Raw genomic sequence first — 24367 nt, forward strand, 5'->3', positions numbered from 1 at the left:
AAACAACGATGCAACCTGCTTGCTCACGCTGAAGTCATGACTGCGAGTGATCTGGCCTTTGTCAACACGAGCGTTCCGCTCCTCTCCCACTTCACGGAGGCCCAGCGCCGTGATCTGGTAGAAGGTTCCCTGGTACGGGACTACCAGGTCGGGGAGGTGATTCTCCACGGCGGGGATGAGGTGCACCTCCTGGGCGTGCTGCTGGAGGGGGTGATTCACGGATTGATTCCCTCCTCAGGCGCCGGGGCGCTGCCACTGGGGGAGATCCAGGCGGGGGGCACGTTTGGTGAACTGGCCCTGATGAGTGGGGATCCCGCTGTGGCGGATCTGGTGGCAGCCACGCCGTGCCGAATCATGCTGGTTCCTTTGACCTTGTTCCAGAGCCGGATCATGGCCAATCCCGGTGCGGCCCAACTCATCGCCTTGACGGTGAGCACGCGCGTGCAGCTGGCCCTGCAGGACCCCGCCAGAGCGGCTGCACTGAACCGCAAACCTGCTGAAGGGGGCCCTCTGGAGCTCAAGGGGGAACGGCCGGAGCGTATCCTGGTGATCAATTGCGGATCGTCTTCACTGAAGTACCGGTACTTTGACAGTGAGACGCCAGAGCTTTCCGCCGGCGGGCAGGTGGAGCGCATTGGCCAGCCTGGAATGAGACTCAGCCAGAAGTCCGCCAAAGGCGAGCTGCAGCAAGACCTGCCTTCCGGCGGCTTTGCAGAGGCTTTCCAGGCAATGCAGAGCGCCCTGGTACATCCTGAATCTGGGGTGCTGAAGGATCGCGCAGCGGTGACGGTGGTAGGGCACCGGGTGGTGCATGGCGGGGAGAAGTTCTCAAGTGCTACGATCATTGATGACGCTGTGCTGGCGGAAATCGAGGCCTTGGGCGCCCTCGCGCCTTTGCATAACCCGGTCAATGCCGCGGGCATCCGCGAGGCCCGGCGGGCCTTTCCCGGGGTGCCGCACGTGGCGGTGTTTGACACGGCCTTTCATGCGACCCTGCCCAGCCAGGCCTATCTCTACGGCCTGCCTCATGAGTACTATGAAACCAAGGGTGTCCGCCGCTACGGCTTCCACGGCTCTTCTCACAGCTATGTGACGCTGGCTGCGGCCCAGCACCTGCGGCGACGGCCGCGGGATCTGCGCATCATCAGCTGTCATCTGGGCAATGGGGCCTCCATTTGCGCCATCGACCACGGTCGCTCGGTGGACACCTCCATGGGGCTGACGCCGGGGGAAGGGCTGCTGATGGGGACCCGCTGCGGAGACATCGACTCTGGGGTGGCCGCGCATCTGGCTCGCACGGAGGGGATGGGGCCGGAGCAGTTCGATGAAATGTTGAACAAGCGCAGCGGCCTGCTCGGGCTGTCCGGAATCTCCAGCGACATGCGCGAGGTGGAGCAGGCGGCGGAGCAAGGGGACCCACGGGCTCTGACGGCGCTCAAGGTCTTTTGTTATCGGGTGAGGAAGTACATCGGTGCCTACATTGCCGCCATGGGGGGCGTGGATGTGGTCCTGTTCACAGCAGGCATCGGCCAGGGCAGCGCTGGCGTTCGGGCCACAGCGCTCCAGGGCCTGGGATGCATGGGCATCCTGCTGGATGAGGAGCTCAACCGCCGCGTGGTCAGCGGAGTGGTGAGCTGCATCTCCGCCGCTGGCTCGCCCGTGACGGTGCTGGTGGTGCCCACCGATGAGGAGCGCATGATCGCCCGTGAGACGCTGCGGGTGCTGACGCGAGACTACCTGGTGAAGGCCAGCGACGCCTGCCGGGATGCGCCTGTGCCCATCGAGGTCTCCGCGCACCACATCCATCTCTCTGCCTCCGATGTGGAGGCCCTCTTCGGTGCAGGGCACGAGCTCACAAAGCACGCGGACCTCTCCCAGCCCGGGCAGTTTGCTTGCAAGGAACAGCTCACCATTGTGGGGCCCAAGGGCCGCATCGAACGGGTCCGGGTGCTGGGGCCGGCGCGGAAGGCTACACAGGTGGAGATCGCGATGACGGAGCAGTTTAAGCTGGGGATCCAGCCGCCCATCCGCGAGTCCGGGGATATCGATGGCTCGCCAGGTTGCACCCTGGAGGGGCCTGCAGGCAGCGTGAACATCGAGCGGGGAGTGATCTGCGCGCTGAGGCACATCCACATGACCCCGGCCGATGCCTTAAGATATGGCGTGCGGGACAAGAGCAGCGTGCGGATCCGCGTGCAGGGGGAGCGGGAACTGATCTTTGGCGACGTACGGATTCGCGTGGATCCCAGCTATGCCCTGGCGATGCACATTGATACGGATGAAGCCAATGCGGCCAATCTGCAAAACGGGGCACAGGGCTTCATCGATGGCATCCAGGAGGATGGTTAGGAGGTATCTATGGAACAACCTGACGACAGCGCGAGAATCAGTGACACCCGGCTGGTGGTCGTGGCGTTTGACAATGCCGCTGAGGCCTTCGACATGCGGGGTGTGCTGACGAGGCTGCAGGAAGTGCATACCATGGATGCGGTGGAGATGGTGGTCGTGGTGCGGGACGAGAAGGGGAAGGTGACGCTCCACCAGCAGGATAACCTGGCCGTGATCGGTGCCACTTATGGCTCCTTTGCCGGGCTACTGGCCTCGCTCATCTTTCTGAATCCATCCGGAGTATTGCTGGGGCTGGGCATCGGGGCGATCTCCGGCAGGCTCTCTGACGTGGGGATCAGTGATGCATTCATGCGAGAACTGGGGAGTACGCTCACGAACGGTACCTCAGCGCTCTTCGTTTTGGTGCGCAAAACCAACCCGGACGAGGTCGTGGCCGGGCTGCAGCGGTTTGCCGGGCGGTGCCGGGTGTTGCAGGCACCACTTCCGCCGGAGAATGAAGCCCGGCTGAGAGCCCTGCTGGAGAGGAAGGATCCCGAATAGCCCTCGGGTCATTGTCAGTATGTTTTCAGAAGTTTCATGCAACCCGATTCATCATCTTCATCATCATGAGCACTCTCACACATGCGGTGGCATTGACGGTTGGCTCCTCCATCGGAAAGAAGGCGCTGGTGGCCGTGACTGGCGCGGTACTGGCCGGTTTCGTATTGGGCCACATGATCGGTAACCTTCTCATCTTTGCCGGGCCGGACGCGATCAATGAGTATGGACACCTGCTTCAGACGATGCTGCACGGCATGGGGGTCTGGGTGGCGCGCATCGGGCTGCTGGCGTGTACCGTGGTGCATGTGGTCCTGACAGTGCAGTTGACCAGGGAGAATCGCGCGGCCCGTCCTGGCCGCTATGGGTATGATGCAACGATCCAGGCCACCCGATCCTCTCGCACCATGATCTTCAGCGGGCTTACCTTGCTGGCATTCATCGTGTATCACCTCATGCATTTCACCCTCCGGGTGGGGAATGAGTATGCCACCTACAAGACCACCTTGCACGGGGAGCAGGTGCATGATGTGTACCGCATGGTCATTGATGGATTCTCGTGGTGGCCGGCCTCCGTGTTCTACCTCATCGCCATGGCCATGCTCTGCTCCCATCTGAGCCATGGGGTGAGCAGCATGTTCCAGACGCTGGGCCTCAGCACTCCGCGCACCATGGGGACCTTCCGGATGGTGGGACGGGCGTATGCCGCTCTCATCTTTGGGGGAAATGCCTTCATCGTGCTCGCCGTCTGGTTCAAGTGGGTTCACTGAGCCAACGCCAGATGTTCATTCACACCTCAACCTTCCGCGCCCATGTCCACGATCATGCTCGATGCGAAAATCCCCGCGGGGCCGCTGGCCCAGAAATGGACCCGCCACAAGCAGGAGTCCAAGCTCATCAATCCGGCAAACAAGCGGAAGTTTACCGTATTGGTGGTGGGCAGCGGTCTTGCGGGGGCCTCCGCGGCGGCCACGCTCTCTGAGCTGGGGTACAAGGTGAAGTGCTTCTGCTACCAGGACTCCGCACGGCGGGCGCACAGCATCGCTGCGCAGGGCGGGATCAATGCGGCGAAGAACTACCAGAACGACGGCGACTCAGTGCACCGGCTGTTCTATGACACCATCAAGGGTGGAGACTTTCGCGCGCGAGAGGCCAATGTGTATCGACTGGCGGAGGTGAGCTCCGCGATCATCGACCAGTGTGTGGCCCAGGGCGTGCCCTTGGCGCGGGAGTACGGTGGGCTGCTGGCGAACCGCTCCTTCGGGGGCTCTCAGGTGAGCCGTACCTTCTACGCCCGGGGACAGACCGGCCAGCAATTGCTCCTGGGCGCATACTCCGCTCTCAGCAAGGAGATCGCCCGCGGCAATGTGCAGATGTTTCCTAGAACAGAGATGCTCGAGCTGGTGGTGGTGGAAGGGCATGCCAAGGGCATCGTGGTGCGGGACATGGTGAGCGGAGAGGTGACGGTGCATGCGGCAGATGCCGTGCTCCTTGCCACGGGAGGGTACGGGAATGTCTTCTATCTCTCCACCAATGCCAAGGGCTGCAACACCACGGCCATCTGGAGGGCACACAAGAAGGGGGCGCTCTTTGCCAATCCCTGCTACACGCAGATCCACCCCACGTGCATCCCTGTGAGCGGGGACTACCAGAGCAAGCTTACGCTGATGTCTGAGTCGCTTCGCAATGATGGTCGTGTCTGGGTACCGAAGAAGAAAGAAGATTGTGGCAAGCACCCGAGTGAGATTCCGGAGGATGCCCGGGACTACTATCTGGAGCGCAAGTATCCGAGCTACGGCAATCTGGCTCCGCGTGACATCTCCAGCCGTAGTGCGAAGGAAGCCTGTGATGAAGGAAGGGGCGTGGGTCCGGGCGGGCTCGGCGTGTATCTGGACTTTGCGGACGCGATAGAGCGCTACGGAAAAGATCGTGCGGGTGGCAGGGAACTCCCACAGGCGGAGCTCCAGCGTTTGGGCAAGGAAGTGGTGGCGGAGAAGTACGGCAACCTCTTCGAGATGTATGAGCAGATCACAGGAGAGAGCGGGTATGAAAGACCCATGCGCATCTACCCCGCGGTGCACTACACGATGGGCGGACTGTGGGTGGACTACAATCTCATGAGCAATCTTCCGGGACTCTTTGTACTGGGGGAGGCGAATTTCTCTGATCACGGTGCCAACCGGTTGGGGGCCAGTGCGCTCATGCAGGGGCTGGCAGATGGCTATTTTGTCATTCCCACCACCATTGCCCCCTATTTGGCCACGCAGAAGCCGGGGTCGGTAACGACCGGGCACGGGGCCTTCCGGGAGGCGGCGGAGGCGGTCAATGTTCGCACCAAGAAGATGCTCGACATCCGCGGCAAGCGATCTGTGGACAGCTTTCATCGCGAACTCGGGCTGCTCATGTGGGATGAGTGCGGCATGGCGCGCAGTGACGAAGGCTTGCGGCGGGCGCTGGCGCGACTGCCAGAACTACGTGAAGAATTCTGGAACAATGTCACGGTGCCTGGTAGCGGGACTGATGTGAACCAGGAGCTGGAAAAAGCCGGTCGTCTGGCGGACTTCCTCGAGTTTGGCGAGCTCATGTGCATCGATGCCCTGCACCGTGAGGAGAGCTGCGGTGGACACTTCCGCGTGGAGCATCAGTACACGAAGGACGATGAGGCCAAGAAGCTGGGCCAGGCTGGAGAGGCCAGACGCAATGATGAGGCCTTCACCTATGTGGCGGCGTGGGAGTACACCGGCGATATCGCGCGGTCAATTCTCCACAAGGAGCCTCTCCAGTTCGAGGAGGCTCACCTGGCCGTCCGCAGTTACGTCTGACTTTCCTTCGCAATGGGTCCCTTGCCCGGGGACGATGCCTTCTCTATTCCGCAACTTTTACCTGAAGACTTCCATGGCCCGCACTCTGAATTTGCACCTGAAAATCTGGCGTCAACCTGGTCCTGATGCCGGTGGTTGGTTTCAGGAAATCGAAGCCAGTGAAATTCCAGAAACGGCCTCGTTTCTAGAGATGCTCGATATTGTGAATCAGAAGCTGATTTCCGTCTCTGGTGATCCCGTGGTCTTCGACCATGATTGTCGGGAAGGCATCTGTGGCACGTGCGGCATGGTTATCAACGGGGTGCCGCACGGGCCTCAGCGCGGCACCACCACCTGCCAGCTGCACATGCGCACTTTCAACGACGGCGACACCATCTGGATTGAGCCCTTTCGAGCCAAGGCCTTCCCGATCATCAAGGATCTGATGGTGAACCGCAGCGGGTTTGACCGCATCATGGCTGCAGGTGGTTTTATCAGCGTGCGCACGGGGGCGGCCCAGGATGCGAATGCGTTGCCGATCTCCAAGGAGGCGGCGGATTCCTCCATGGACGCTGCGGAGTGCATTGGCTGCGGGGCCTGCGTGGCCTCGTGTAAGAACGCCAGTGCCATGCTCTTCACCGCAGCGAAGGCGGGTCAGTTCAACATGTTGCCGCAGGGGCAGCCGGAGAAGCACCGCCGCGTGCTGGGCATGGTGAAGACCATGGACGAGGCCGGTTTCGGCAACTGTACCAACCAATACGAGTGCGAGGCCGCCTGTCCCAAGCGGATTGGGGTGAGATGGATCTCCAAGCTCAACCGGGACTACACCCTGGCAGTGGTGCATGACACCCTCCTGGCCCCCGTGGGCAAGGGCGGCGGGGAAGGGTAGGGTGGTGATTCAGTATTTCGGTAATTCAGTAAACCGGTAGATCGGTGATTCAGATGTTTGATCGGTTGGCGGTAAAAGAGGGGAAGCGTCAGCGGCGGGCGTGGTGGGGCTGTTTGCGGTCTTTGGGTTTGCGGAGAGCATAGCCAGCAGCAGTGGCATGGCTCCGACGCAGGAAATGATCATGCCTTCATCTCCATCCCAGACGGAGGCACCCACGATGACGATTAACAACGCAAGCCAAAGCCAGAGTGCCAGGGCTCGTGCCCACCGCAACCACCCTGATGGTCGGCGCGGGGGCAGGTTGGAGGCAAATTCATGACGGAACAGGAAGGCGAACACTATTGGCAGAGAAACTAAGGCACCTGCTATCCAGACCATGGATTCACTCATCACGTTGATAGTGGTGACGTCGTCCCAGATGGGAAAGTCCCACCGCCACAGACGAACTTTATAATACCACGATGAGAAGGGGATCTTGATGGCCCACAGACCCAGCCAGACCACGGAGAAGTAGCCTATTCGCTTCCAGCCTTGGTGACGAAGATAGAAGGCTCCCACGTAGTGAGCGACCAGCACTCCTGCCCCAAGCGCCATCATGCCACGGCCCAGATCCGTGAGACGCTTGTGAGGCGTCTCATAGTTCTTCATTTGCCGGTACCACTCACGGGACTGGCTGGAACTTGGGAGAGATTGCAACTCGTGAGACAAGCGCTGCGCAATGCCAGGCTCTGAATAGACGGGGAAACAGACGCCGACGATCCAGAGCAGTATGCCGAGGGCGGCCAGGGTACCCGGGATCCATCTTGAGGTGAGCGTGACGACGGTGAAACCCGGCAGGTGTGCGAGCATAAGTGGCTATGTCCCAAACGGACGAGGAGCGTCTGTTCTGAACATAATCGGAGTGAACAGCAGCAGTAGCCAGGAGATCGACCGGTTGTCGCAACCCTTCGGATCGACGCCCACCCCACCCAGGTCCGCCCTAGTCGTCCAGGCCTTTGCCTGCGAGGATCTGGGGTGTGCATTTCTCGATCCGTGACTCGCGGGTCTTGGATTGCTTGGCGCTGGAGAAGTGCAGCAGGTAAGCTCGTTGCCGGCCCGGGGTGAGGGCCTTGAAGGCAGCTTTCAGCTTGGGGCTCTTGTCCAGTTTGTTTTGAAACTCCTCTGGCACGGGGTGCTCGGAGATGTCCTTGAGTGGCACCTCCAGGCCTGCCTTCTCCACTTCCATGGCCTCCCGAATGTAGGTCTTCAGGATGGCCTGGTTCTTGACGATGTCAGCACTCTTGGTGAAGCGGGCCTGACGCGCTGCCTGGGTGTTTTCCGTGGGGCGTACCAGGATCCCCTTGGCATCTTGCAACAGGGCGCCTTTGCAGAACAGGAGGGCGCAGTACTCTTTGAAGCCGATCAGGATTACCACATTGCGGCCCTCGAAGGTATAGCAAGGTTTGCCCCATTTCAGTTCCTCTGTCAGCCCACAGGAGAGTGCGATGGCTCGCAGCTTCGTCAGTTCATCCTGCCATTTCTTGGCTCTGCTCAGGAAGTCATCGACCTTGGGATTCATAGAGGGCGTTGGTGAGGCGGGTGGGGGATAGCGCACGATTATACGGAGTGCGTCCACCGGCCGCAACTGCTGGGTGGGAGGCTGGGCTTGATTGCCATCCCTCGCAATTGACTGGGGGCGCTGCGGTGCAGCGTGCTGGAATCCTGCACGAAAAGGAAAAACTTTTTCCTGACAAGCGCGCCACCCTGGCTGGTGGCGATTCATCGATGTCTTGTTGTTGTGAGAGTTGTTAGTCGGAGGGCGGGGATGGGAGTCCCCGCTCTTCTTTTTCCCTGTGAGCCGCATCCCTCCGGTCGCCACTCACTTCCTGAGGTTCATGGAAAGTTCGGTTGACGGGCCGAAGGTCAGGAGCCGCCCTCTTCATGGTCTACCCCTGCGGTCCAGGAGGGGGGATCACTCGCGGGAAAGGACTCGTCAATCGCTTCATCCACTCTTTCATCGTCCGTGGGGTGGATGTGCTGCTGCTCAGTATCGTCAGAATTTCCCGGAGAAATGTTCATAGGGATAAAGGGCAAATCTTGCTGGTTCAGGGGGGCGGAAAGAGATACGCGTTCGGAGGAAGGGGGCGTGGCGAAAAAATTGCGGCTCTTGGGGTAAGGGTTTCACCTGAAAGTGTGGTAGGGCGTGCTTCCGGAGAGCGCGATCCGGTCAGAACTGGGGCAGTCATGAAGTTTCCATGAAAACACGCTCTTGAACGAAGAACCCTCCGCATCAAATCCCGAGTCGGCAGCGCGTGTTCTGCTGATTGAAAACAATCATTTGTTTAGAAGGGCCGTCGCGGAATGGATCAATAAAATAGGCGGTGCCCTTGTTTGCGGCGAGGCTTCAGACGTGGCATCCGGACTCGAGGCCGTGCGCACCCTTCAGCCAGACTTGGCCATCGTAGATGTGCATCTGCCTGATGGAGACGGCATCAGACTGATCCCGGAGATCAGGTCTTTGTCTCCAGGCACTGCCGTGCTGATCCTGACCGCGCATGATGAGTCGTTCTTCGGGCTCAAGGCCCTGGAGGCTGGTGCGGACGGGTATCTGGTGAAGGACGATATCGAGAGCCTGCTCAAGCCCGCGGTGCAGCAGATCTTGCGGAAGGAGTTCTTCCTGCCCCCCAAGCTGGTGGATCACCTGGTGTACAGGCTGGAACATTCGGAACGGTTGTCAGAGAAGGAGGACAGGGAGAACCTCTCGTGTCTCACGGATCGTGAGATGGAAGTCTTCCAATGGCTCTCCAAGGACTACGGCACCAAACAGATTGCCGAACGACTCGGTCTCGGCATCAAGACGATTGAGACCCATCGAGCCAACATCATGGCAAGGCTGAAGCTGAGCACCGCAGATCAGTTGGTGAACTTTGCGCTGCAATGGCGTGAGAGGCTGATGTCGTGATGGCACGGCGGCCGTATAAGGAACCGATCGCAAACGGTGGAGAATCGTGAGCGGCTGAGCGCCCACCCCGATACGCGCATCAGGGATTAAATTGGAGAGACCGATGCACCCTTTGGGGGCGAATGATCGCGAAGCCATAGGCTCGTGAGGCCGCATGGCGCAACTCTTTATACACACCAATCTCCATGTCCGAGCTCATCTACATCAGCCGTAATTTCACAGAACTGGGTGGCTTCAAGTCCGACGAAATCATCGACTTCCACAAAAGAAGCATCCTCACGGAGAAGGACTTTGTGCGGGTGGGCGGCGAGGAGACATGGCTCCCCCTTCATGACTGGATCTCCGGTGCCCGGGATGCCTCGCCCATCAAGACCGCAGCGGGCGGCACCAATGGCCATACGACAACCGCTCAGAGTGCCCCTACCACGACGGTGAAGGCGCCCAAGGCGAAGAAGGCCAAGCGGGGTAGCTGACCTCCTGAGGCCGCTCAACGTTGGCGAGTGGCCCGCGAGAGAAGTTGTGGCGGTCTGACAGGTCTTAGTACGACATGTGCCGGAAAATCCAGGGGTGCGCACGCATCCCTGCGTGCTGTTTCCGGCATTTTGCCGGGAACGGCAGTCAGCGTGGGGCCTCTCGTGTTGCAACCAAACATTCGCACTACGTGCATTCGAGCGAGGTTTTGCCTCGAACTTGAGGGCGTTGGCGCGGGCAGACAGGGAAAGCCCCGCTCTACTCCGAGGCAAAGGTATTCTGATGAGCCCGGGCGGCCGCTAGTACCTCGTTGATGTGGTCTAGCGTGACGGGTTTAGTCAGATGGCGGTGATAACCCACCGCAAAACTCCGCTCTTGATCCTCCCTTGAACAGTAGCCGCTGAAGGCCACCGCATAGACGTGACGGGCGGGGTTGATCTGGCAGATCATCTCCCAGCCATCTCCATCGGGCAGACCGATGTCTGAGATGAGGACCTGGCAATCGCTGCCCGGCACCAGCTCCAGAGCTTCCTGCACGCTGGTGGCGGACTGTACCTGGTGACCCAGGGATCTCAAGTAGCGTGTGAGGTAAAGAAGAGTGTCTTCATGGTTCTCAACCACAACGACACGCAGGCCCGGAAGGCGGGTGGCGGGATCAACTGGGGGACGGGGCATGAGATGCGGGTGAGGGGATGTCCTGGGGCGAGCCTTGAAACGCCGCCCACGCCCAGGTGAGGGGTGACAAACCTGCCTCACCACAAGTGCCTACGCGAGAAATAAGAGACAAAAGAAAGCGTGTTCATTCGAAGTGAATGCCGGGACTGGAGATGGCGAAAGATGCCCAGAATGATTCTTGTCATGCTAACTGGCGGAGTGAGCCTGGGGCGAGCTTTGGCGGAGAGGAATGCCTGCCAGCCAACGCGGCCGTAGGCGGCCTGGTGGCTGACGCCTGTGCGCTTGCCCACTGGTGATGGCTGACCAATCACCCAGCGGCCATGTAGTTGACGACGTGAGGAGAACAGACCAACCGCGCGCGTTTTGGGGTGGCCGCCAAGGAACCACCCGGAGGTGCCATTCTCAGTTCGAAGCTGATCCCCAGCGGGGATCTCTAACACAGCCCAACGTTGGACGAGCCCTAAGCGAGTCAACGTTGGGTACCCCCGCAGAGGATGATCAGGTGGGAAGGCGGACAGCATTCCCTTTCTCCCCACCGCCATCAACACCTCCACGTCAGTCCCCCAGGTTCCTTGGCCGGCACTAGCTGAAGCGTCTGCGGTGCGGGCCTCGCGGAGGAGGGGCGAGTGTTGGGCAGGTGGAGGTGTTTAGCGGGAGGGAAGTGGCAGACGGGGAGACAAGTGCCTGCCAAGGAACCTGGGTAGTGAAGCTCAGACTGACAGGCCTCAAATGGCCTGTGCCTGGGAAGCTCGGGGAGCGCATGCATCCTGCGTGTTGTTTGCGGCATCTTGCCGCGAACGTCAGTCAGCGCATGACATCAGGTCCAACCGAAGTGGAGGTGTTGATTGCGGTGGGCCGATAGCGGATGCTGTTGGCCTTCCCACCTGAACATCCTCTATGGGAGTACCCAGGGTCTCCGTCCACTTCGTGGCCTTTGCCCCTGGGCTGGGCTCTGTGGGCCTTTCAGGCCCAAATCCTCTGAGGGGACCTACTGAGAGCTGAGCCAGAGTCGGTTCCTTGGTGCCAATCCCAAACGCACGCGATTGGTTTGTTATCCTCACGTCGACTACGACCGGTGTTGGTGACGCTTAGGCAGAGGGAGATGTCTTCCGGCCTGCGCGGCTGTAGGGTGAGAGTGACGCGGGTGTGCCCAGGATCGACTGCCTCGAACTGTGGACACTGGTTGTACAAGGTCCGCAGGGAGCGCTCGATATCGATGGTCTTGGTGATCGGTTCCATGATGGTGCTGGTTCCGATTTTGGGGAGAATCACTCCCCTTGCTGGAACATGGTGGCACCTGCTGAAGGTGGACGATCAGAGGAACTCCCGAGCTTTTCGTCAGGCGGGCACGGCGCTTTGTGGCTGAATAAAGCCCAGATCAGTCTGAGAGTGCGGTTTGACGTCCGTGAAGTTCTCCAGATTGAACCAGTCGCGCGCCAGGCTGGCGACTTCTGCCGCGCTGGGGAGATTGAGCTTTTTCTTGATGCTGGCGCGATGGGTTTCGACTGTCTTGATGCCCATGCCGAGCTCCTGGGCGATGGTCTGGGTGGCCAGGTTTCGACCCACGCACAGGAACACTTCTTTCTCCCTCGGGGAAAGGCTGGCGAGCAGGTCCGCCGGGGGGGAGTCAGATTTGGCCATGGCGTCCAGCAGCAGGTGACTGTGGAAGCGCTTGCTCACGTAGAGCCGGTCCCGGCTAACCCGTCGCAAGGCGAGTGCCAACTCCGCGAGGCCTTCGTCCTTCCGGAGATAGCCTCGGGCCCCTGCACGAAGGGCCTTCGCCGCGTAGAGCGGGTTCTCATGTTGGGAGAGGATCAAGACCCGGACGTCTGGGCGCTCCTCACACATCTGGCGGGTCAGCTCGATGCCATTGGTATCGGGAAGACAGATGTCCATCACCACCATGTCTGGCTGGGAGGCGTGGAACACTTCCATCGCGTCCTTCGCATTCCCTGCCTCACCGCAAATGGTGAGTTCCCCCACCCGGCGCACGATTGCCGCGAGCCCGCTGCGGAAGGCGGGGTGGTCATCTACGATGAGGAGCTTTTGTGTCTGGGGGAGGGCACAGAGCGCCTCTTCAGACGCTGGAGTGATGGAGTTCATGAAGGAGTCAGGTGCCTGGAATTCGCTGTAACATGGGGCATTGGCCGGGGAAAACATAAACTTTGAAAATAATTGACATGGAGCCGCGCCGAGTAGGGAGAGCAACGAGTGTCGGAGAATCCGCGCGTCAGCGCAGAGAGGCCGGGTAGAGGTGCCGGGAGGCCGAACGGCTGAGATCGCGATCGACCGTGTGGCGGAGCGCCTGGGCATGGCACCAGATGTGGGGCGGGCGCAGACGCTGAACTTTGACGAAGACGACATCAATGATTGCCTCTCTGGCCAATGGAGGCCAGTTCGATGGCGACACAAAACGGGGGGCGTGGCGCGTGAGAGTGCCAGCGGAAACATCCGGGAAAATGGGTGGCTGCAAAAAGGTTTTCCGAATGAATAGAAGTACCGTGTCCCCTTGCACCCGCAGAGGAGCGTTGGTTTATTGGGATGATGAGGAAAGCTCAGCGTGGGAATCGTGAACAGGGGGGCACCGGAGCGGGCGGCAATTTGTCGCGTCCATGAGGTCTGAATGAAGGATGGTTTTGCGATGATTTGCTGAACGGGATGTGTTTCCTGCCTTGTTTTACTGGGGTGGAGGAGAGGATGCGGTGGGTGACAGCATGTTATGGGTGAGAACTCCGACCCGTTCGCGAGAGGCATGTGACTCTCCACCATGGGCAACTTCCCGTTGACGAACGAGCCGCTGCTAACCATCGTTGCCGCCGTTGTGAAGCGTTACCTGCAATCTCTGCTGTGTCTCATTGCTGCCCTGCATTTGGTGGGTGGGCATTGGGGCGTCATGCAGATGGTGGCGTGGGCGCAGATGTTGCGGGATTACTCGCAAGATCGCAGTTTGGTAGAGGCCGTTCTTAACACGTTGGACGGGGAGCATCCCTGCCCGATGTGCCTCAAGATCAAGGCCGGCCGCGTTCAGGAAGAGAAACAGAGGCCAACGTCCCTGCCCAAGGCTGATCAGCCTGGTTCCTGGCTGATGGCCTCTGCGGTGGCGCTGGATCTGCCAGAGCCGCCCTGGATCTGCGGAGAGGTGTCGATGGGATTCTCGGCACCGCGATCGTTCTTCGCCCAACACATCGACGGGCCGGCCACGCCGCCGCCCCGAGGCGGAGCTTGAGACGCCAGCTCGTTGCTGCATTAGTTTCCACGTACCTGTGTCGATTGCCCTCGGGAGGGCCATGATCTTCCGTAAGCACGGTGGGGATGGGGATCGAGCTGCGAGCGTCTCGTTTGGATCATCTGACTATCGTCTGGAACCTGCTCGTCGAGAGAGGTTCGGACTCTTCACGCCCAGGTGGTGTCATGTCCTCGTGATGGAAATGCTCCTGAGCCCAACGCTTTGTGCCCATTTGATTGCCATGTTGTACCGAGACTATCTCAAGATTCGTTCAGCCGTTCCAACCCTTTTCCTTGTTCTCATCTCCACGGTGCTGCCCGGCCAGGAACCGGCGCAAGTGGCCCAGAAACTGGCAGGAAAGCAAGTGTATGCCACCGTGTGTTTTGCCTGTCATCAGCCCACCGGCGCGGGTATCCCGGGGATGTTTCCGCCCCTGGCCGGATCTGACTGGGTCACGGCGAAGAAGCCTGACCGTCTGATCCGTATGGTCTTGCATGGGCTGATTGGTCCCATTTCGGTGAACGGCAAGCCGTTTGCCACCCCAGCACCCATCATGCCACCTCAGGGCACTCTGACGGATGCACAGGTGGCGGATGTGCTCACCTACGTGCGGGCTGCGTTCGGCGCGGGGACTCCGGCCGTGACCGCCGCGGAAGTGGGGGTGGTGCGCCAGGCCGAGGCCTCGCGCAGTGGTCCATGGACGGAGGCCGAACTTTTGAAGATTCCGGTGGAGTAAGCTCATGAACCAAGAGACTGATGGAATGTCCGCTGGCGATGTCCGGGTGCCAATACGGCCCGCCTTCTACTGGAGTGTCATTGCCGGGGTGTGCGTGGTGTTGCTGGGGTTGTCGTGGCTCCTGCACACGGCGCTTCAGAAGGGGAGGCCAGGGCCAGAACCACCCGCCCATTACCGGCAGGTGCAGGGCAACCTGCAGGCCGTGGAGCGCGATGGGCGTACGGTGGACGCCGCCGAGCTGGAAGGAAAGGTGCGAGTCTTTGCCTGCCTTTACACGGTGTGTCCGCATGGCTGCGCGGCTGTCATGGGACAGCTGCGTAACCTGCACCTGAAGCACAGCAGCCGTAGTGATTTCCAATTGGTCTCAATCACCGTGTTGCCGGACCGCGATACCCCTGAAGTGCTGGCTTCCTATGCAGAGGGCCTGGGCGCAGGGAAATCCTCGTCTTGGTGGTTTCTCACGGGAATCCAAGCCAGGCTCTGGGAATTCATGGAAAAGGGGCTCGGTATGAATGGCCCCGAGACCATCCCGCCGGATGAGCGACTCAATCCGCTGGATGTGTACAAGCACGATCTCCGTGTCGTGCTGGTAGATCGGCGAGGATGGGTTCGCGGTTATTACGAAGTGTTTCATCCGCAGCCTGAGATCTCGAGTCTCTTTTGCGAGCGGCTGGATAGCGACGTCAGGCGTCTATTGGAAGATCCGGAGCTGTGAATGTCAGGTGTCAGTCAATCAACTTAAGTGAACTGGAATTAGATCATGAAAACAAATATGAAAAGGAACACAAAGGATGGGGTGAACCCCGGAATGAACAGGGGGGTGTACGCGATGCCGATTCGGCTCGCCATATTGTTGTGCGTTCTTACTGCGCTGGTGATGGGCACCAAGGCAGAGGACAAGACCGTCTACACCTATGAGGGCCGCATCAGCGGTGTCTTCTGCAGCGCCTGCTCTACCAAAGTGAAGACGGCGCTGGGTAAACTGCCAGGTGTTTCAAGTGTGAAGATCACCGCCACCGACGAACTCGGTGTACAGGCCCTGCGTGTGCAGTCGATTTCCCCCGAGTTGACCAAGGAGGCGGCCATATCGGTGCTGGGTGAGTCAGCCAAGGAGTTTGCGATTCACCAGTTTGAGCGGAAGGGGTAGGGGATGATCCGACTCATGGAGGCGCTCGCCAGCTTGCTATTTCCGCTCGGGGGCGCTTCCTTTCGGAGGCGCAGCCTGATTGCGCTGGGATGCCAGCAAGTCGCTTGGAACATCCGTGCAGAGGATGTTGGCCCCCAGCATGACCGCGAGATCGGCGTCTTCCTTGGAGCGGATGGGCCAGAGTGAAATCTGGAGACCGGCTTTCTTCACCTCGTGTGCGTATTGGCGGTTGGTGTGATCCAGAGACACTGAAAGCCTGCCGCATCCCAGATCGAGTGCTTCCTGAATGAAGGCCGGAGTCGGAGGCGTTCCGGTGAGGAGCCCGGTAGGCGCTTCGGGCAACAGCCGCTTCATGAGTGCCAGAACCCGACGGTCAAAGGACGTGAACCAGAAGGTCCCCTTGGGCAGGTCTTTCACGGCTGCGGCCACGAGGCGTCCGTAGGTCGCCAGTCTCTCCTCGCTATAGACCTTCGTGTCTGAAGTCTTCAACTCCAGCAGCAACGTGACATCCGGCTTGTCTTTGAAATACGCCACGAGATCTGCCATCGCGGGGACAGGGACTCCGTGGTCCTTGGTGCGAAGCTCTCGAACTTGGGCGAGGGTGAGCTCCTCAATCTTTCCCGTACCCTTGGTCGTGCGGGAGGACTCAGCATCATGCATGAGCACGAGCTGATCGTCCTTGGTGAGACGGATGTCCACCTCGAAGCCCCGCAGCCCACGCCCGTAGCTTTGCTGGCAGCCCTCGAGGGTGTTTTCATCGAATTCATGGCCAGCACCGCGATGGGCGATCACGCGCACCCCCTGATATTCGGATGCGGGGGCATCAGGAGCGATCAGAAAGGGCAGGGCGAAAGTGATTAGAAAAGTGCCAAAATACCGGGAAAGATGCATGGAGAGTTGGAGTGGTGATCACTCAAACGCTCCGCATAGGTAAATTGTTGCGAGAAGCGCCCTGCCTTTCCTACCGAGACACAACTGATTGGATGTCCTATTCGAATCCAGCAGCCGCAATCCCAAAAAGTGCCTTGGCAAGCATCAGCCCGTCTATCACGACTAGATAGTACAAAAGCGAACGTGGCCTCCTCAGCGAAATTATTGCCAGCATCAGAAGGACAAAAGGAATCAGGACAAGAAGCATGCGGATGCTCGAAAAACCTTGTGTAACCGCATAGGACAGAAAGGTCAGAACTCCCAACGCTGTTAGTGGGAGGGTGACGTGGAATAGAGTCTTTCGTAGCCCGAGCTTGACAACCCAGGTGTCAAGACCGCTTCCGCGATCAGACACCTTGTCTTTGATGTCAAAGAGGATCGCAATCATGGACATGAACATGAAATTTTTCATAAATAACATGTACGGAAACCATGTGAAATTGAGACTGTGACTGTATTGGATCTTGGCAAACAAGATGGGATATACAAAAGTCAGGCCCGCCCACGCGAATCCGATGAGGAAGGGTTTTAGCCGGCCCACCCGCCGCAAATTGACGCGGAGCGACAGCACGTTTGCTCCATAGTAGAAGGCGCTGGCTACAGGAAAGACGGAGAGCAATCCCCATTCCCACACGCTCATTTGCAGAAGCGCATCAAAGTGTGTACAGAAAAATGCCATCCCCCCAGCGGCGAGCCATATCGTCAGAATGATCTGACTCACACATACGAAAGTAAAATTTCGACGGTACCACTGAGTCCGAGGATTGTTGTTCTCTGGCAATCGTCGCTTGACGTATGGATAGGTATAAAAAAGAACCGTTGCGGCGAAGACGAAATTGAGCAGCCAAACGTTGCTCTTTGGCAGCTTGAGCAACGCGGTGGTTTCAATAACCTGAGCAATCGCGCAAACACCTAAAAAGTAGTTCCCGTAGAAAAAGCAATCGACGAGGCGATTGCTCCGATCTTCCCGGTCGAGCGCAGTTCCTGAATGGGAAGTCATCGACTCAGCGTGGGTATTCAGTAATTGTGCTTCTCCGCAGCCCAATACGATTGGATGGGGCAGGGGTGGGCCAACTTACAGCCTCGGCCAAATTCGGGTGTTTTGGCATTGGGTGGCAAAGGGGGCCTGTGACACCAGCACGGATGCCTCCCGCAAGCTTGCCAAATTTGATTCTGTTCGGCTGAAAACGATCCAACAATGCAATCACGGACAAGATCATCAAGTTTAGGGTGGCATACTCGAAATTCATTCGAATGACAGAAGAACCCAGATGCAAATATGCACACATGAAACGCACTCTTCAACTTGCGCCCGCTATCGACTGGTGCTCCGTCAAATGAGGGGGGCGGCTCTGCTTATGCGCAGGTGCGCAGTGACATATCGGACGCTGTCTCGCAAGGAAGACGTTTGGCACCGCTGCCGGGCGTGGGCGATGACTCTTCGTCTTGCCGAAGGTCGCAATCCCGCTTGCAGGACGGGCTTGGCATGCAGCGAGTGGCGCTTTCATGCGCATCCTGCTGTCTGAAGACGAAAAAAAGGTGTCCCGGTTCATTGCGAAGGCTTTGACGGAGGCCGGGTACATCGTGGACGTGGTTTACAATGGTGATGAGGCGCTATCGCAGGCCAAGAAGATCCCCTACGACACTGTGGTGCTGGACATCATGATGCCAGGGCGGGATGGTCTGAGCGTGCTGAAGCAGATGCGGGAGCGCCAGATTCTGACGCCGGTGCTGTTTCTTACCGTCCGCGGTGAGACTTCGGAGCGCATCGAGGGACTTGAGCTGGGGCCGATGACTACATGGGAAAGCCTTTTGCCATGCGGGAACTGCTGGCGAGGGTATCGGCGCTGACGCGGTGGGCGCCGCCGGACCGGGCCACCACGTTGCAGATTGCCGATCTCACGATGAACATGGTCACGTGGGAGGTGAAGCGGGGGGCAATGTCATTCACCTGCCAGTGCGGGAGTTCGCCCTGCTGGAGTGCATGCTGAAGTCTTCAGGAGGTGCTGACGCGCCCCGCCCTGATCGAGCAGGTGTGGGGGCAGCAGTATGAGTCCTTGGAGATCCGCCCCAAGACCGCCATGGCCCTCGTGTCCGTCACCGGCCTCGGCCTCCTGCTCTACATCAGGCGCCGCCGCAATACCGGCCTCGTCCTCGCCGGCACCTTCGCCGCTGCGTGTGTCGTGATCTTTTGGTGGCTGGTGTAGGGGAGGGCGATGTAGCCTCGGAAGCCCTGACCAGGCCAGATCAGAGGGGGCTACACGTCATCGTTTTGCCATCACTAGGAGGCCGACCAGGATCAGGGCGCTGCCGGTGAGGGTTTTGCCGGTGGGCTTTTCGTGGAGGATGAGGAAGGCGAGGAGGACGGCGATGACGACGCTGCCTTTGTCGATCAATGCCACGGTGGAGACGTCTCCGTCTTTGATCGCCTTGTAGTAGAAGATCCAGGAGACGGTGGTGGTGGCGGCTGAAATGCCCAGCCAGAGGTAGTTCGCACCGGTCAGTGTGTGGAGTTGCGCGGGAGGCACGGCCCAGGTAGAAAAAGCCATCACAAAGGCGAACACAAAGCAGGTCCGTACCGCAATGCCCAGCTCGGCGGAGACGCCGGTCAGGCCGATCTTTGCCACCACGGAAGTCAAGCCTGCGAAGACCATGGAGATGACTGCATAGACGAGCCAGCTTTTCATGTCCCAGTTCGCCCACAACCGGGCGGTCCTGTCAAGAATGAGCAGGATGTTGTGATGACAGGAGGCTAAATCAACCATTACAATTCTGTTAGAATCTTGAGGTTACGTGAAACAACTTGGCCTCTCTCGTGGTCAATCCCTCTGTCCCAGGCTGTTTGCCGGAGGGGGGGCGGGAGGTGACAAGGCTTTGATATTGGGCTTCCCGTTTGCAAAGACTGTCAGTAGTTTGATGGTGTTGTGGCACCCTGAGCGGGCTTCCCAAACCTGGGCCGGGGGCTGGCATTGACAGATCCTTGAAGTTACCCCATGCGCATCTTGCTAGTCGAAGACGAAAAGAAAGTCGCCAGCTTCATCAGCAAGGCGCTGGCTGAGGCGGGCTATGCCGTGGAAGAGGTGCACAACGGAAACGACGCGCTCCGGCTGGCTCTGGCCAATGCCTATGACACCATCATCCTGGACATCATGATGCCGGGCCGCGATGGACTGAGCGTGCTCAAGCTCTTGCGTGAGCGTCATGTGGCGACGCCGGTCCTTGTCCTCACGGCACGTGGCGAAGTGTCGGAGCGGGTGGAGGGGCTGGAACTTGGGGCGGATGACTATATGGGCAAGCCCTTTGCCATGAGAGAGTTGCTGGCCCGGGTGGCGGCGCTGAACCGACGTTCCACCCCGGAGCGTAACGTCATTCTTCAAGTGGCGGATCTGTCCGTGAATCTCATCACCAGAGATGTCGTGCGCGCGGGCAGGACGATTCATCTGGCAGTGAGGGAGTATGCGCTGCTGGAGTACCTGATGCGGTCTCCCGGGCGGGTGCACTCCCGGACGTCGTTGTGCGAGCATGTCTGGGGCTACCACTTCGACACGGGTACCAATGTCGTAGATGTCTATGTTCAGAGACTGAGGAAGAAGATTGAAGAGGAAGGGGAGGAGCGGCTGATTCACACCGTCCGGGGAGTTGGCTATTCATTTAAAGCGCATTCCCTCCCGTGAAGAAGCTTCCGCTCAGGCTCAAGATCGCGCTGTGGTCGGCGTTGGTGGTGGCGGTGGCGCTTGTTCCCACCGGCATTTTCACACTCATTCATGTCTATCATGAGCAGATCGAGGCTACGCAGGAGCGGCTCCTGGGGACGTCACGGCATTTCATCGACATGGCCTCGAGACATCGGGGGGACAGTCAGTGGAACGTTGAACAGACCGCCATCAAGGTCTTTCACCCCGGTGGGCAGCCTGAGCGGTTCGTCGAAATAGAGGACGACCAGGGCGTGGTCTTGTACCGTTCGCCCAACATTGGGGGCGATGTGCTGGGAAGCCTGCCACATGGGTTCAGCTATGTGCAGCTCAAAGGCAAGCCGGTCCGGGTGCTGGTCACCCAGTCGAAGGGCATGGTCGTGCGCTACGGCATGGATCTGGACGAGGTGTATGATGCGACCCGGGAGCTGGCCGTGGCCTATCTCATTGCCCTGCCGTTTTTGCTGACAGTCATCTTTGTTGGGGGACGCTTTATCTCTGGCAAGGCGCTGGCTCCGATTCGCCTCCTGGCTCAAACGGCGGAGCAGATCACGGCGGCGGATCTGGGGAAGCGACTCCCTGAGGCCACCACTCAGGATGAAATCGGGCGCCTGACCAATGTCTTCAACGAAATGCTGGACCGGCTCCACGTGAGCTTCAATCAGGCCACACGCTTCAGCGCGGATGCCTCTCATGAGCTGAAAACACCGCTGACGCTGCTGCGTGCCGGGGTGGAAGATCTGTTGGAGTCTTCAGAGGTACCCAGTCGCTTGAAGCCTCCCATCAACTCCCTGTTGGAACAGACAACCCTGCTGGCTTCCATCGTGGAAAATCTGCTGCTGCTCTCCCGTATGGATGCCAGGCAGTTCAAGTTGGACTTTGCCATGCAAAACGCCTCCGAGATTCTTGAGTCCTGCCTGGAGGATGCGGTGATCATGGCTGGGGATGAGAGCCTGACCTTTGAGGCGCAGATCCCTGCGGAACTGATGATGCCGGTGGACAAGAGCCGCTTCACCCAGATCATCCACAATCTGCTGGATAATGCCATCAAGTACAACCTCCCCCAGGGAACCATCAAGGTGACGGTGCGTGAGGAGGAAGAGTTTGTGGTGATCCGGATCGCCAACACGAGCCTGGCCTGCCATGAAGTGGCTTCGCAGCGGTTGTTTGAGCGCTTCTACCGGGAAGAGCACTCCGCCCCCATCCCGGGGCGGGGATTGGGCCTGAGCCTGGCCCGTGAACTGGCCCGTGCGCATGGAGGCGATGTCACGCTGGAGGGCTCAGATGGCCGTTGGACGGAGTTTGAGATCCGTCTTCCGCGGCGGCGAGAGTAGGTCCCCAGCCTTTGCAAAGTTCGCGCAGGCCAGTTCCTAACAAGATTGTAATTGGAAGAAAGCAGCCGTAGCGGCGAGTTTTGGTGGAGCCGTGCGACGCGCTGCCCACTGCGGTGTAGTGGGGATCGCGTGCCGTCGTGCCATCAACCCGTGAAGGATCATGATCCAGCCCAATCTAGACATGTACTCGGTGGGGCCAGATTCCCATGACAGCTTTCTCATGCATCCGGCCACAGAAATGGCCATCATCTGGCTCGTGCGCAGTCTGGATGAATCAAGGTGGACTGAGGAGGATGCGGCTGCCTTGCAGGCATGGCTGGAGGAGAGTCCCATTCACCAAGGGGAGTTTGACGCCGCCCAGGCGACATTGACGTTGATGTCGAGAAAGGAACTTCTGAGCAGTTGGATGGCTGAGGGCTCGTAGGTGGGCCCGGGTGATGATGGTGGGTGCTCACCGGGTCTGGACCAAAGACCTCGAGTCGCGGTTGGTGATGAGGACAAAGTCCCCCTCTGTGCGCAAGGCCCGCCATCCCTTTGGTTTGAAGGAGCTGGCAAAACGTTCCTGGTCAACGATGCCGTAGGCCAGCTCTCCGGTGGAGAGTGTGTCGAGGCAGTGTCGGGCGTTGCGAAACACCCGTGCCGACTGTGCTGGCGCGAGCGGGAGGACAATGTCCGCGTCCCCTTTGGTGGTGGAGACGAGTTCTTCCGCGTAGAAGGCCAACCCATGGGCGCGTACTCCGCAGGTGAAGAGGATGGCGTCTTCACTGTTTGCTTCCGCCTCCAGTGCTTCGGCGAGGTCTTTTACGGAGGCCTGCCTTGCAAGATAGGGGCCAAAGTGGTCCACATTGATGGCAGCGAGGAGCCAACAAGCCATGGCGGGCACGGCAATCTTCCATACTCTTCGCGTTGAGGCAAAGCTGGAGCCGATGGCGATCGCCAGAGCCGGGAGCAGGGGCAGTACGTAAGTGACCAGCTTGGAGCCGCTGCAGGTGAGGATGACAAAGGGCACTGCCGCCCACCCCGCCAGCAGGGCCTGCGGGGGAGAAACGGTGCCAGTCTGCCACCTGTGCCAGAAGGTGCGAAGGGGCTTCACCAGGAAGAAGGTCCACGGAAGCAGGGCGAGGGTGATCACGGGGAGGAAGAACCACCAGGGCTGGGAGCGACCATGAGTTCGAGATGCAAACCGCTGGACCAGCTCGTACTTCCAGAAGTAGCTGAGCAGCTCCGGGCTCTGAATGCTCAGCATGATGAACCATGAAAGTCCGACCCCCAGGACGACCAGGGTGCCGCGACCCCACGGGAGATGCCGGACCTCCGGGGTGCCCCGGGCGGTGATCTGCCAGGCCAGTGCGGCAGAGAGCGGCACGACCACGGCCATGGGACCTTTGGTCAGGAATCCCAGACCCATGGCCACAAAAAACAGCCAGTGCCGCCGGTGGATGAACGCGGCGATGGCGGCGGTGATCCAGAAAGTGAGAGTCATGTCCGGCGTCAACAGTCTGGCCAGGGCAAAGAACTCCACGCTGGAGACGAGGATGAGAGCCGCGTTTCTGGCCATGGTCTCAGAGCAGAGACGCCGTGCGATCAGATACGTGAGCCAGATGGTGCCCAGGGCGGCCAGCGCCGAGGGGAGCCGCGCAGCCCACTCGTTGGCTCCAAAAACCCGGATGCTCAGGGCTGTGAGCCAGTAGATGAGGGGTGGCTTTTGAAAGTGCTCAAAGCCATTGAGCGTGGGCACCAGCCAGTCACCACTCTGCGCCATCTCGCGAGCAATTTCGGCATACCGTCCCTCATCGGGTTCATTGAGCCCGCGGGTGCCCAGAAAGGCGAGCAGTACCGCCGCGCTGCAAAGCAGCCAGGCGTATCGCTGAAACAACTCGAAGGTTGCCTTTTTCACAGGCAGGCCTCCTTGAGCCGACGGCTTCTGAACCACCACATACCCAGGAGATCGAGGGCTGGACGCCAGAACATGACGCGCAATCCGTACTTGGAGATCCCCGCCTTGCGCTCCCGGTGGTTCACCGGCATTTCCACCACCTGGAAGCCGGCGGCGACCGCCATAGCGGGCATGAAGGAATACAAGGTCCGGATGGGGACAAAGCTGGAGACCACCGCGCGGCGGAAGGCCTTGAGCGCACAGCCTGCATCATGCACACCATCGTGAAGCAGGCTGCTGCGAACGGCGTTGGCAGTGCGGGACATCAGCTTGCGCACCAGGGAGTCCTTCCTCTGCTGGCGGTACCCGCTGACCATGTCGGCTTCATCAGCCGCCAGCTTGCTGACCAAGCCGGGTATGTCATGGGGGTCATTCTGACCATCGCCATCCAGGGTGACGACGACGTCACCTGAAGCGAGCTTGAACCCTGTCCATAACGCTGAGGCCTGCCCCTGGTTTTGCAGGTGTCTCGCCAACTTCAGGGCAGGCCAGCGCAGAGCGAAGGCCTGGAGGATGGCGAAGGTGTCATCCGTGCTGCCATCATCAATGGCGATGATCTCGCAGGAGGCGGAGGTGCGATCCAGGACTTCGCAAAGTTCTTCCAGCAAGGCGGAGATGCTCTCTCCCTCGTTGTAGAAGGGGACGACAACGGATATCTTCTGGGGTGGAGCAGCAGGCGGGATGGAGCGTGACATGGAGGATG

The 24367-nt window shown here is 59.6% G+C and carries 26 protein-coding genes; 16 read left to right on the forward strand and 10 right to left on the reverse strand.

Translation table 11 applies throughout. The annotated features are described in order from the left end of the window. The first annotated feature begins 36 nt into the window (after positions 1–36). The 5 genes from BV106_RS20175 (at position 37) to BV106_RS20195 (ending at position 6576) form a co-directional block, all read left to right on the forward strand. Positions 37–2349: an acetate/propionate family kinase gene (locus tag BV106_RS20175; RefSeq protein ID WP_051946096.1), complete on the forward strand. Its 2313-nt coding sequence runs from the start codon at positions 37–39 to the stop codon at positions 2347–2349. A 9-nt stretch (positions 2350–2358) separates the two neighbouring features. Continuing rightward, on the forward strand, positions 2359–2889 hold the full coding sequence (locus tag BV106_RS20180; protein WP_038167567.1) for a DUF1269 domain-containing protein: 531 nt from the start codon (positions 2359–2361) through the stop codon (positions 2887–2889). A gap of 65 nt (positions 2890–2954) precedes the next feature. Then, complete coding sequence (locus tag BV106_RS20185) at positions 2955–3656, forward strand: succinate dehydrogenase cytochrome b subunit (protein ID WP_038167709.1); 702 nt, start codon at positions 2955–2957, stop codon at positions 3654–3656. 51 nt (positions 3657–3707) lie between these two features. Continuing rightward, positions 3708–5708, forward strand: a complete 2001-nt coding sequence (locus BV106_RS20190; RefSeq protein ID WP_038167710.1) for a fumarate reductase/succinate dehydrogenase flavoprotein subunit — start codon at positions 3708–3710, stop codon at positions 5706–5708. A gap of 73 nt (positions 5709–5781) precedes the next feature. Further along, positions 5782–6576, forward strand: a complete 795-nt coding sequence (locus tag BV106_RS20195) for a succinate dehydrogenase/fumarate reductase iron-sulfur subunit (protein WP_038167711.1) — start codon at positions 5782–5784, stop codon at positions 6574–6576. 9 nt (positions 6577–6585) lie between these two features. Here the strand turns inward: BV106_RS20195 and BV106_RS20200 are convergent, their stop codons facing one another. The 3 genes from BV106_RS20200 to BV106_RS38715 all read right to left on the reverse strand — a co-directional run bounded on the left by BV106_RS20200 (position 6586) and on the right by BV106_RS38715 (position 8634). Then, positions 6586–7425, reverse strand: coding sequence for a hypothetical protein (locus BV106_RS20200; RefSeq protein WP_038167568.1), 840 nt, complete (start codon positions 7423–7425; stop codon positions 6586–6588). 130 nt (positions 7426–7555) lie between these two features. Then, entirely contained in the window at positions 7556–8134 is a 579-nt protein-coding gene (locus BV106_RS20205) for a YdeI/OmpD-associated family protein (RefSeq protein ID WP_038167571.1), read from the reverse strand. Positions 8135–8478: 344 nt separating this feature from the next. Then, positions 8479–8634: a hypothetical protein gene (locus BV106_RS38715; RefSeq protein ID WP_265595886.1), complete on the reverse strand. Its 156-nt coding sequence runs from the start codon at positions 8632–8634 to the stop codon at positions 8479–8481. A 190-nt stretch (positions 8635–8824) separates the two neighbouring features. Between BV106_RS38715 and BV106_RS20210 the strand changes: the two genes are divergently transcribed. Next, complete coding sequence (locus BV106_RS20210; protein ID WP_081891998.1) at positions 8825–9517, forward strand: response regulator transcription factor; 693 nt, start codon at positions 8825–8827, stop codon at positions 9515–9517. A 185-nt stretch (positions 9518–9702) separates the two neighbouring features. Beyond that, a complete protein-coding gene (locus BV106_RS20215; protein ID WP_038167574.1) occupies positions 9703–9990 on the forward strand; it encodes a hypothetical protein in 288 nt (95 codons plus the stop codon). A gap of 256 nt (positions 9991–10246) precedes the next feature. On the opposite strand, the gene BV106_RS20220 is transcribed toward BV106_RS20215, so the two are convergent. Beyond that, positions 10247–10663, reverse strand: coding sequence for a response regulator (locus BV106_RS20220; protein ID WP_038167576.1), 417 nt, complete (start codon positions 10661–10663; stop codon positions 10247–10249). A 1338-nt stretch (positions 10664–12001) separates the two neighbouring features. Next, positions 12002–12766, reverse strand: a complete 765-nt coding sequence (locus tag BV106_RS38720; protein ID WP_265595887.1) for a response regulator transcription factor — start codon at positions 12764–12766, stop codon at positions 12002–12004. 664 nt (positions 12767–13430) lie between these two features. Here BV106_RS38720 and BV106_RS20235 point away from each other — a divergent pair. From BV106_RS20235 to BV106_RS20250, 4 genes are all read left to right on the forward strand, one after another. After that, positions 13431–13889, forward strand: a complete 459-nt coding sequence (locus BV106_RS20235; RefSeq protein ID WP_038167580.1) for a hypothetical protein — start codon at positions 13431–13433, stop codon at positions 13887–13889. 241 nt (positions 13890–14130) lie between these two features. Then, on the forward strand, positions 14131–14625 hold the full coding sequence (locus BV106_RS20240; protein WP_051946098.1) for a cytochrome c: 495 nt from the start codon (positions 14131–14133) through the stop codon (positions 14623–14625). Between the two features lie 4 nt (positions 14626–14629). After that, on the forward strand, positions 14630–15340 hold the full coding sequence (locus BV106_RS20245; RefSeq protein ID WP_038167582.1) for an SCO family protein: 711 nt from the start codon (positions 14630–14632) through the stop codon (positions 15338–15340). Between the two features lie 57 nt (positions 15341–15397). Continuing rightward, on the forward strand, positions 15398–15772 hold the full coding sequence (locus tag BV106_RS20250; protein ID WP_265595888.1) for a cation transporter: 375 nt from the start codon (positions 15398–15400) through the stop codon (positions 15770–15772). Positions 15773–15808: 36 nt separating this feature from the next. On the opposite strand, the gene BV106_RS20255 is transcribed toward BV106_RS20250, so the two are convergent. Both BV106_RS20255 and BV106_RS20260 read right to left on the reverse strand, forming a co-directional pair. Next, entirely contained in the window at positions 15809–16663 is an 855-nt protein-coding gene (locus BV106_RS20255) for a glycerophosphodiester phosphodiesterase (RefSeq protein WP_038167585.1), read from the reverse strand. A 97-nt stretch (positions 16664–16760) separates the two neighbouring features. Beyond that, positions 16761–17702 carry a hypothetical protein gene (locus BV106_RS20260; protein ID WP_038167586.1) on the reverse strand — a complete coding sequence of 314 codons (942 nt, stop codon included), beginning with the start codon at positions 17700–17702 and terminating at the stop codon, positions 16761–16763. Positions 17703–18208: 506 nt separating this feature from the next. Here BV106_RS20260 and BV106_RS35925 point away from each other — a divergent pair. Both BV106_RS35925 and BV106_RS35930 read left to right on the forward strand, forming a co-directional pair. Continuing rightward, positions 18209–18553, forward strand: coding sequence for a response regulator (locus BV106_RS35925; protein WP_051946099.1), 345 nt, complete (start codon positions 18209–18211; stop codon positions 18551–18553). Between the two features lie 152 nt (positions 18554–18705). Continuing rightward, entirely contained in the window at positions 18706–18909 is a 204-nt protein-coding gene (locus tag BV106_RS35930; protein ID WP_051946100.1) for a hypothetical protein, read from the forward strand. A 57-nt stretch (positions 18910–18966) separates the two neighbouring features. Here BV106_RS35930 and BV106_RS20270 read toward each other — a convergent pair whose 3' ends face one another. After that, positions 18967–19389 carry an EamA family transporter gene (locus BV106_RS20270; protein ID WP_038167714.1) on the reverse strand — a complete coding sequence of 141 codons (423 nt, stop codon included), beginning with the start codon at positions 19387–19389 and terminating at the stop codon, positions 18967–18969. Positions 19390–19695: 306 nt separating this feature from the next. Between BV106_RS20270 and BV106_RS20275 the strand changes: the two genes are divergently transcribed. The 3 genes from BV106_RS20275 (at position 19696) to BV106_RS20285 (ending at position 22152) form a co-directional block, all read left to right on the forward strand. Beyond that, positions 19696–20376, forward strand: coding sequence for a response regulator transcription factor (locus BV106_RS20275; protein WP_038167588.1), 681 nt, complete (start codon positions 19696–19698; stop codon positions 20374–20376). After that, on the forward strand, positions 20373–21728 hold the full coding sequence (locus tag BV106_RS20280; protein WP_051946101.1) for a HAMP domain-containing sensor histidine kinase: 1356 nt from the start codon (positions 20373–20375) through the stop codon (positions 21726–21728). Before BV106_RS20275 ends, BV106_RS20280 begins: the two co-directional genes overlap by 4 nt. 160 nt (positions 21729–21888) lie before the next feature. Beyond that, on the forward strand, positions 21889–22152 hold the full coding sequence (locus BV106_RS20285) for a DUF4880 domain-containing protein (protein WP_038167589.1): 264 nt from the start codon (positions 21889–21891) through the stop codon (positions 22150–22152). A 27-nt stretch (positions 22153–22179) separates the two neighbouring features. Here the strand turns inward: BV106_RS20285 and BV106_RS20290 are convergent, their stop codons facing one another. Both BV106_RS20290 and BV106_RS20295 read right to left on the reverse strand, forming a co-directional pair. Beyond that, positions 22180–23625: a glycosyltransferase family 39 protein gene (locus BV106_RS20290; protein ID WP_265595889.1), complete on the reverse strand. Its 1446-nt coding sequence runs from the start codon at positions 23623–23625 to the stop codon at positions 22180–22182. Continuing rightward, the gene (locus BV106_RS20295; RefSeq protein WP_038167594.1) at positions 23622–24359 is read right to left on the reverse strand and encodes a glycosyltransferase family 2 protein; all 738 of its coding nucleotides are present in this window, start codon (positions 24357–24359) and stop codon (positions 23622–23624) included. Before BV106_RS20295 ends, BV106_RS20290 begins: the two co-directional genes overlap by 4 nt. Positions 24360–24367 lie beyond the last annotated feature (8 nt).

The organism is Verrucomicrobium sp. BvORR106 (genome assembly GCF_000739655.1).
Taxonomy (GTDB): domain Bacteria; phylum Verrucomicrobiota; class Verrucomicrobiia; order Verrucomicrobiales; family Verrucomicrobiaceae; genus Verrucomicrobium.

Bases quoted from the DNA above. Each gene is read 5' to 3' on its own strand.
- BV106_RS20175 (WP_051946096.1), top strand. From the start codon at position 37: ATGACTGCGAGTGATCTGGCCTTTGTCAACACGAGCGTTCCGCTCCTC.
- BV106_RS20270 (WP_038167714.1), bottom strand. From the start codon at position 19,389: ATGAAAAGCTGGCTCGTCTATGCAGTCATCTCCATGGTCTTCGCAGGC.
- BV106_RS20250 (WP_265595888.1), top strand. From the start codon at position 15,398: ATGAAAAGGAACACAAAGGATGGGGTGAACCCCGGAATGAACAGGGGG.
- BV106_RS20295 (WP_038167594.1), bottom strand. From the start codon at position 24,359: ATGTCACGCTCCATCCCGCCTGCTGCTCCACCCCAGAAGATATCCGTT.
- BV106_RS20275 (WP_038167588.1), top strand. From the start codon at position 19,696: ATGCGCATCTTGCTAGTCGAAGACGAAAAGAAAGTCGCCAGCTTCATC.
- BV106_RS20180 (WP_038167567.1), top strand. From the start codon at position 2,359: ATGGAACAACCTGACGACAGCGCGAGAATCAGTGACACCCGGCTGGTG.
- BV106_RS20215 (WP_038167574.1), top strand. From the start codon at position 9,703: ATGTCCGAGCTCATCTACATCAGCCGTAATTTCACAGAACTGGGTGGC.
- BV106_RS38715 (WP_265595886.1), bottom strand. From the start codon at position 8,634: ATGAACATTTCTCCGGGAAATTCTGACGATACTGAGCAGCAGCACATC.
- BV106_RS20245 (WP_038167582.1), top strand. From the start codon at position 14,630: ATGAACCAAGAGACTGATGGAATGTCCGCTGGCGATGTCCGGGTGCCA.
- BV106_RS20260 (WP_038167586.1), bottom strand. From the start codon at position 17,702: ATGACTTCCCATTCAGGAACTGCGCTCGACCGGGAAGATCGGAGCAAT.
- BV106_RS20285 (WP_038167589.1), top strand. From the start codon at position 21,889: ATGATCCAGCCCAATCTAGACATGTACTCGGTGGGGCCAGATTCCCAT.
- BV106_RS20195 (WP_038167711.1), top strand. From the start codon at position 5,782: ATGGCCCGCACTCTGAATTTGCACCTGAAAATCTGGCGTCAACCTGGT.
- BV106_RS38720 (WP_265595887.1), bottom strand. From the start codon at position 12,766: ATGAACTCCATCACTCCAGCGTCTGAAGAGGCGCTCTGTGCCCTCCCC.
- BV106_RS20185 (WP_038167709.1), top strand. From the start codon at position 2,955: ATGAGCACTCTCACACATGCGGTGGCATTGACGGTTGGCTCCTCCATC.
- BV106_RS20205 (WP_038167571.1), bottom strand. From the start codon at position 8,134: ATGAATCCCAAGGTCGATGACTTCCTGAGCAGAGCCAAGAAATGGCAG.
- BV106_RS20200 (WP_038167568.1), bottom strand. From the start codon at position 7,425: ATGCTCGCACACCTGCCGGGTTTCACCGTCGTCACGCTCACCTCAAGA.
- BV106_RS35925 (WP_051946099.1), top strand. From the start codon at position 18,209: ATGCGCATCCTGCTGTCTGAAGACGAAAAAAAGGTGTCCCGGTTCATT.
- BV106_RS20240 (WP_051946098.1), top strand. From the start codon at position 14,131: ATGTTGTACCGAGACTATCTCAAGATTCGTTCAGCCGTTCCAACCCTT.
- BV106_RS20220 (WP_038167576.1), bottom strand. From the start codon at position 10,663: ATGCCCCGTCCCCCAGTTGATCCCGCCACCCGCCTTCCGGGCCTGCGT.
- BV106_RS20235 (WP_038167580.1), top strand. From the start codon at position 13,431: ATGGGCAACTTCCCGTTGACGAACGAGCCGCTGCTAACCATCGTTGCC.
- BV106_RS20255 (WP_038167585.1), bottom strand. From the start codon at position 16,663: ATGCATCTTTCCCGGTATTTTGGCACTTTTCTAATCACTTTCGCCCTG.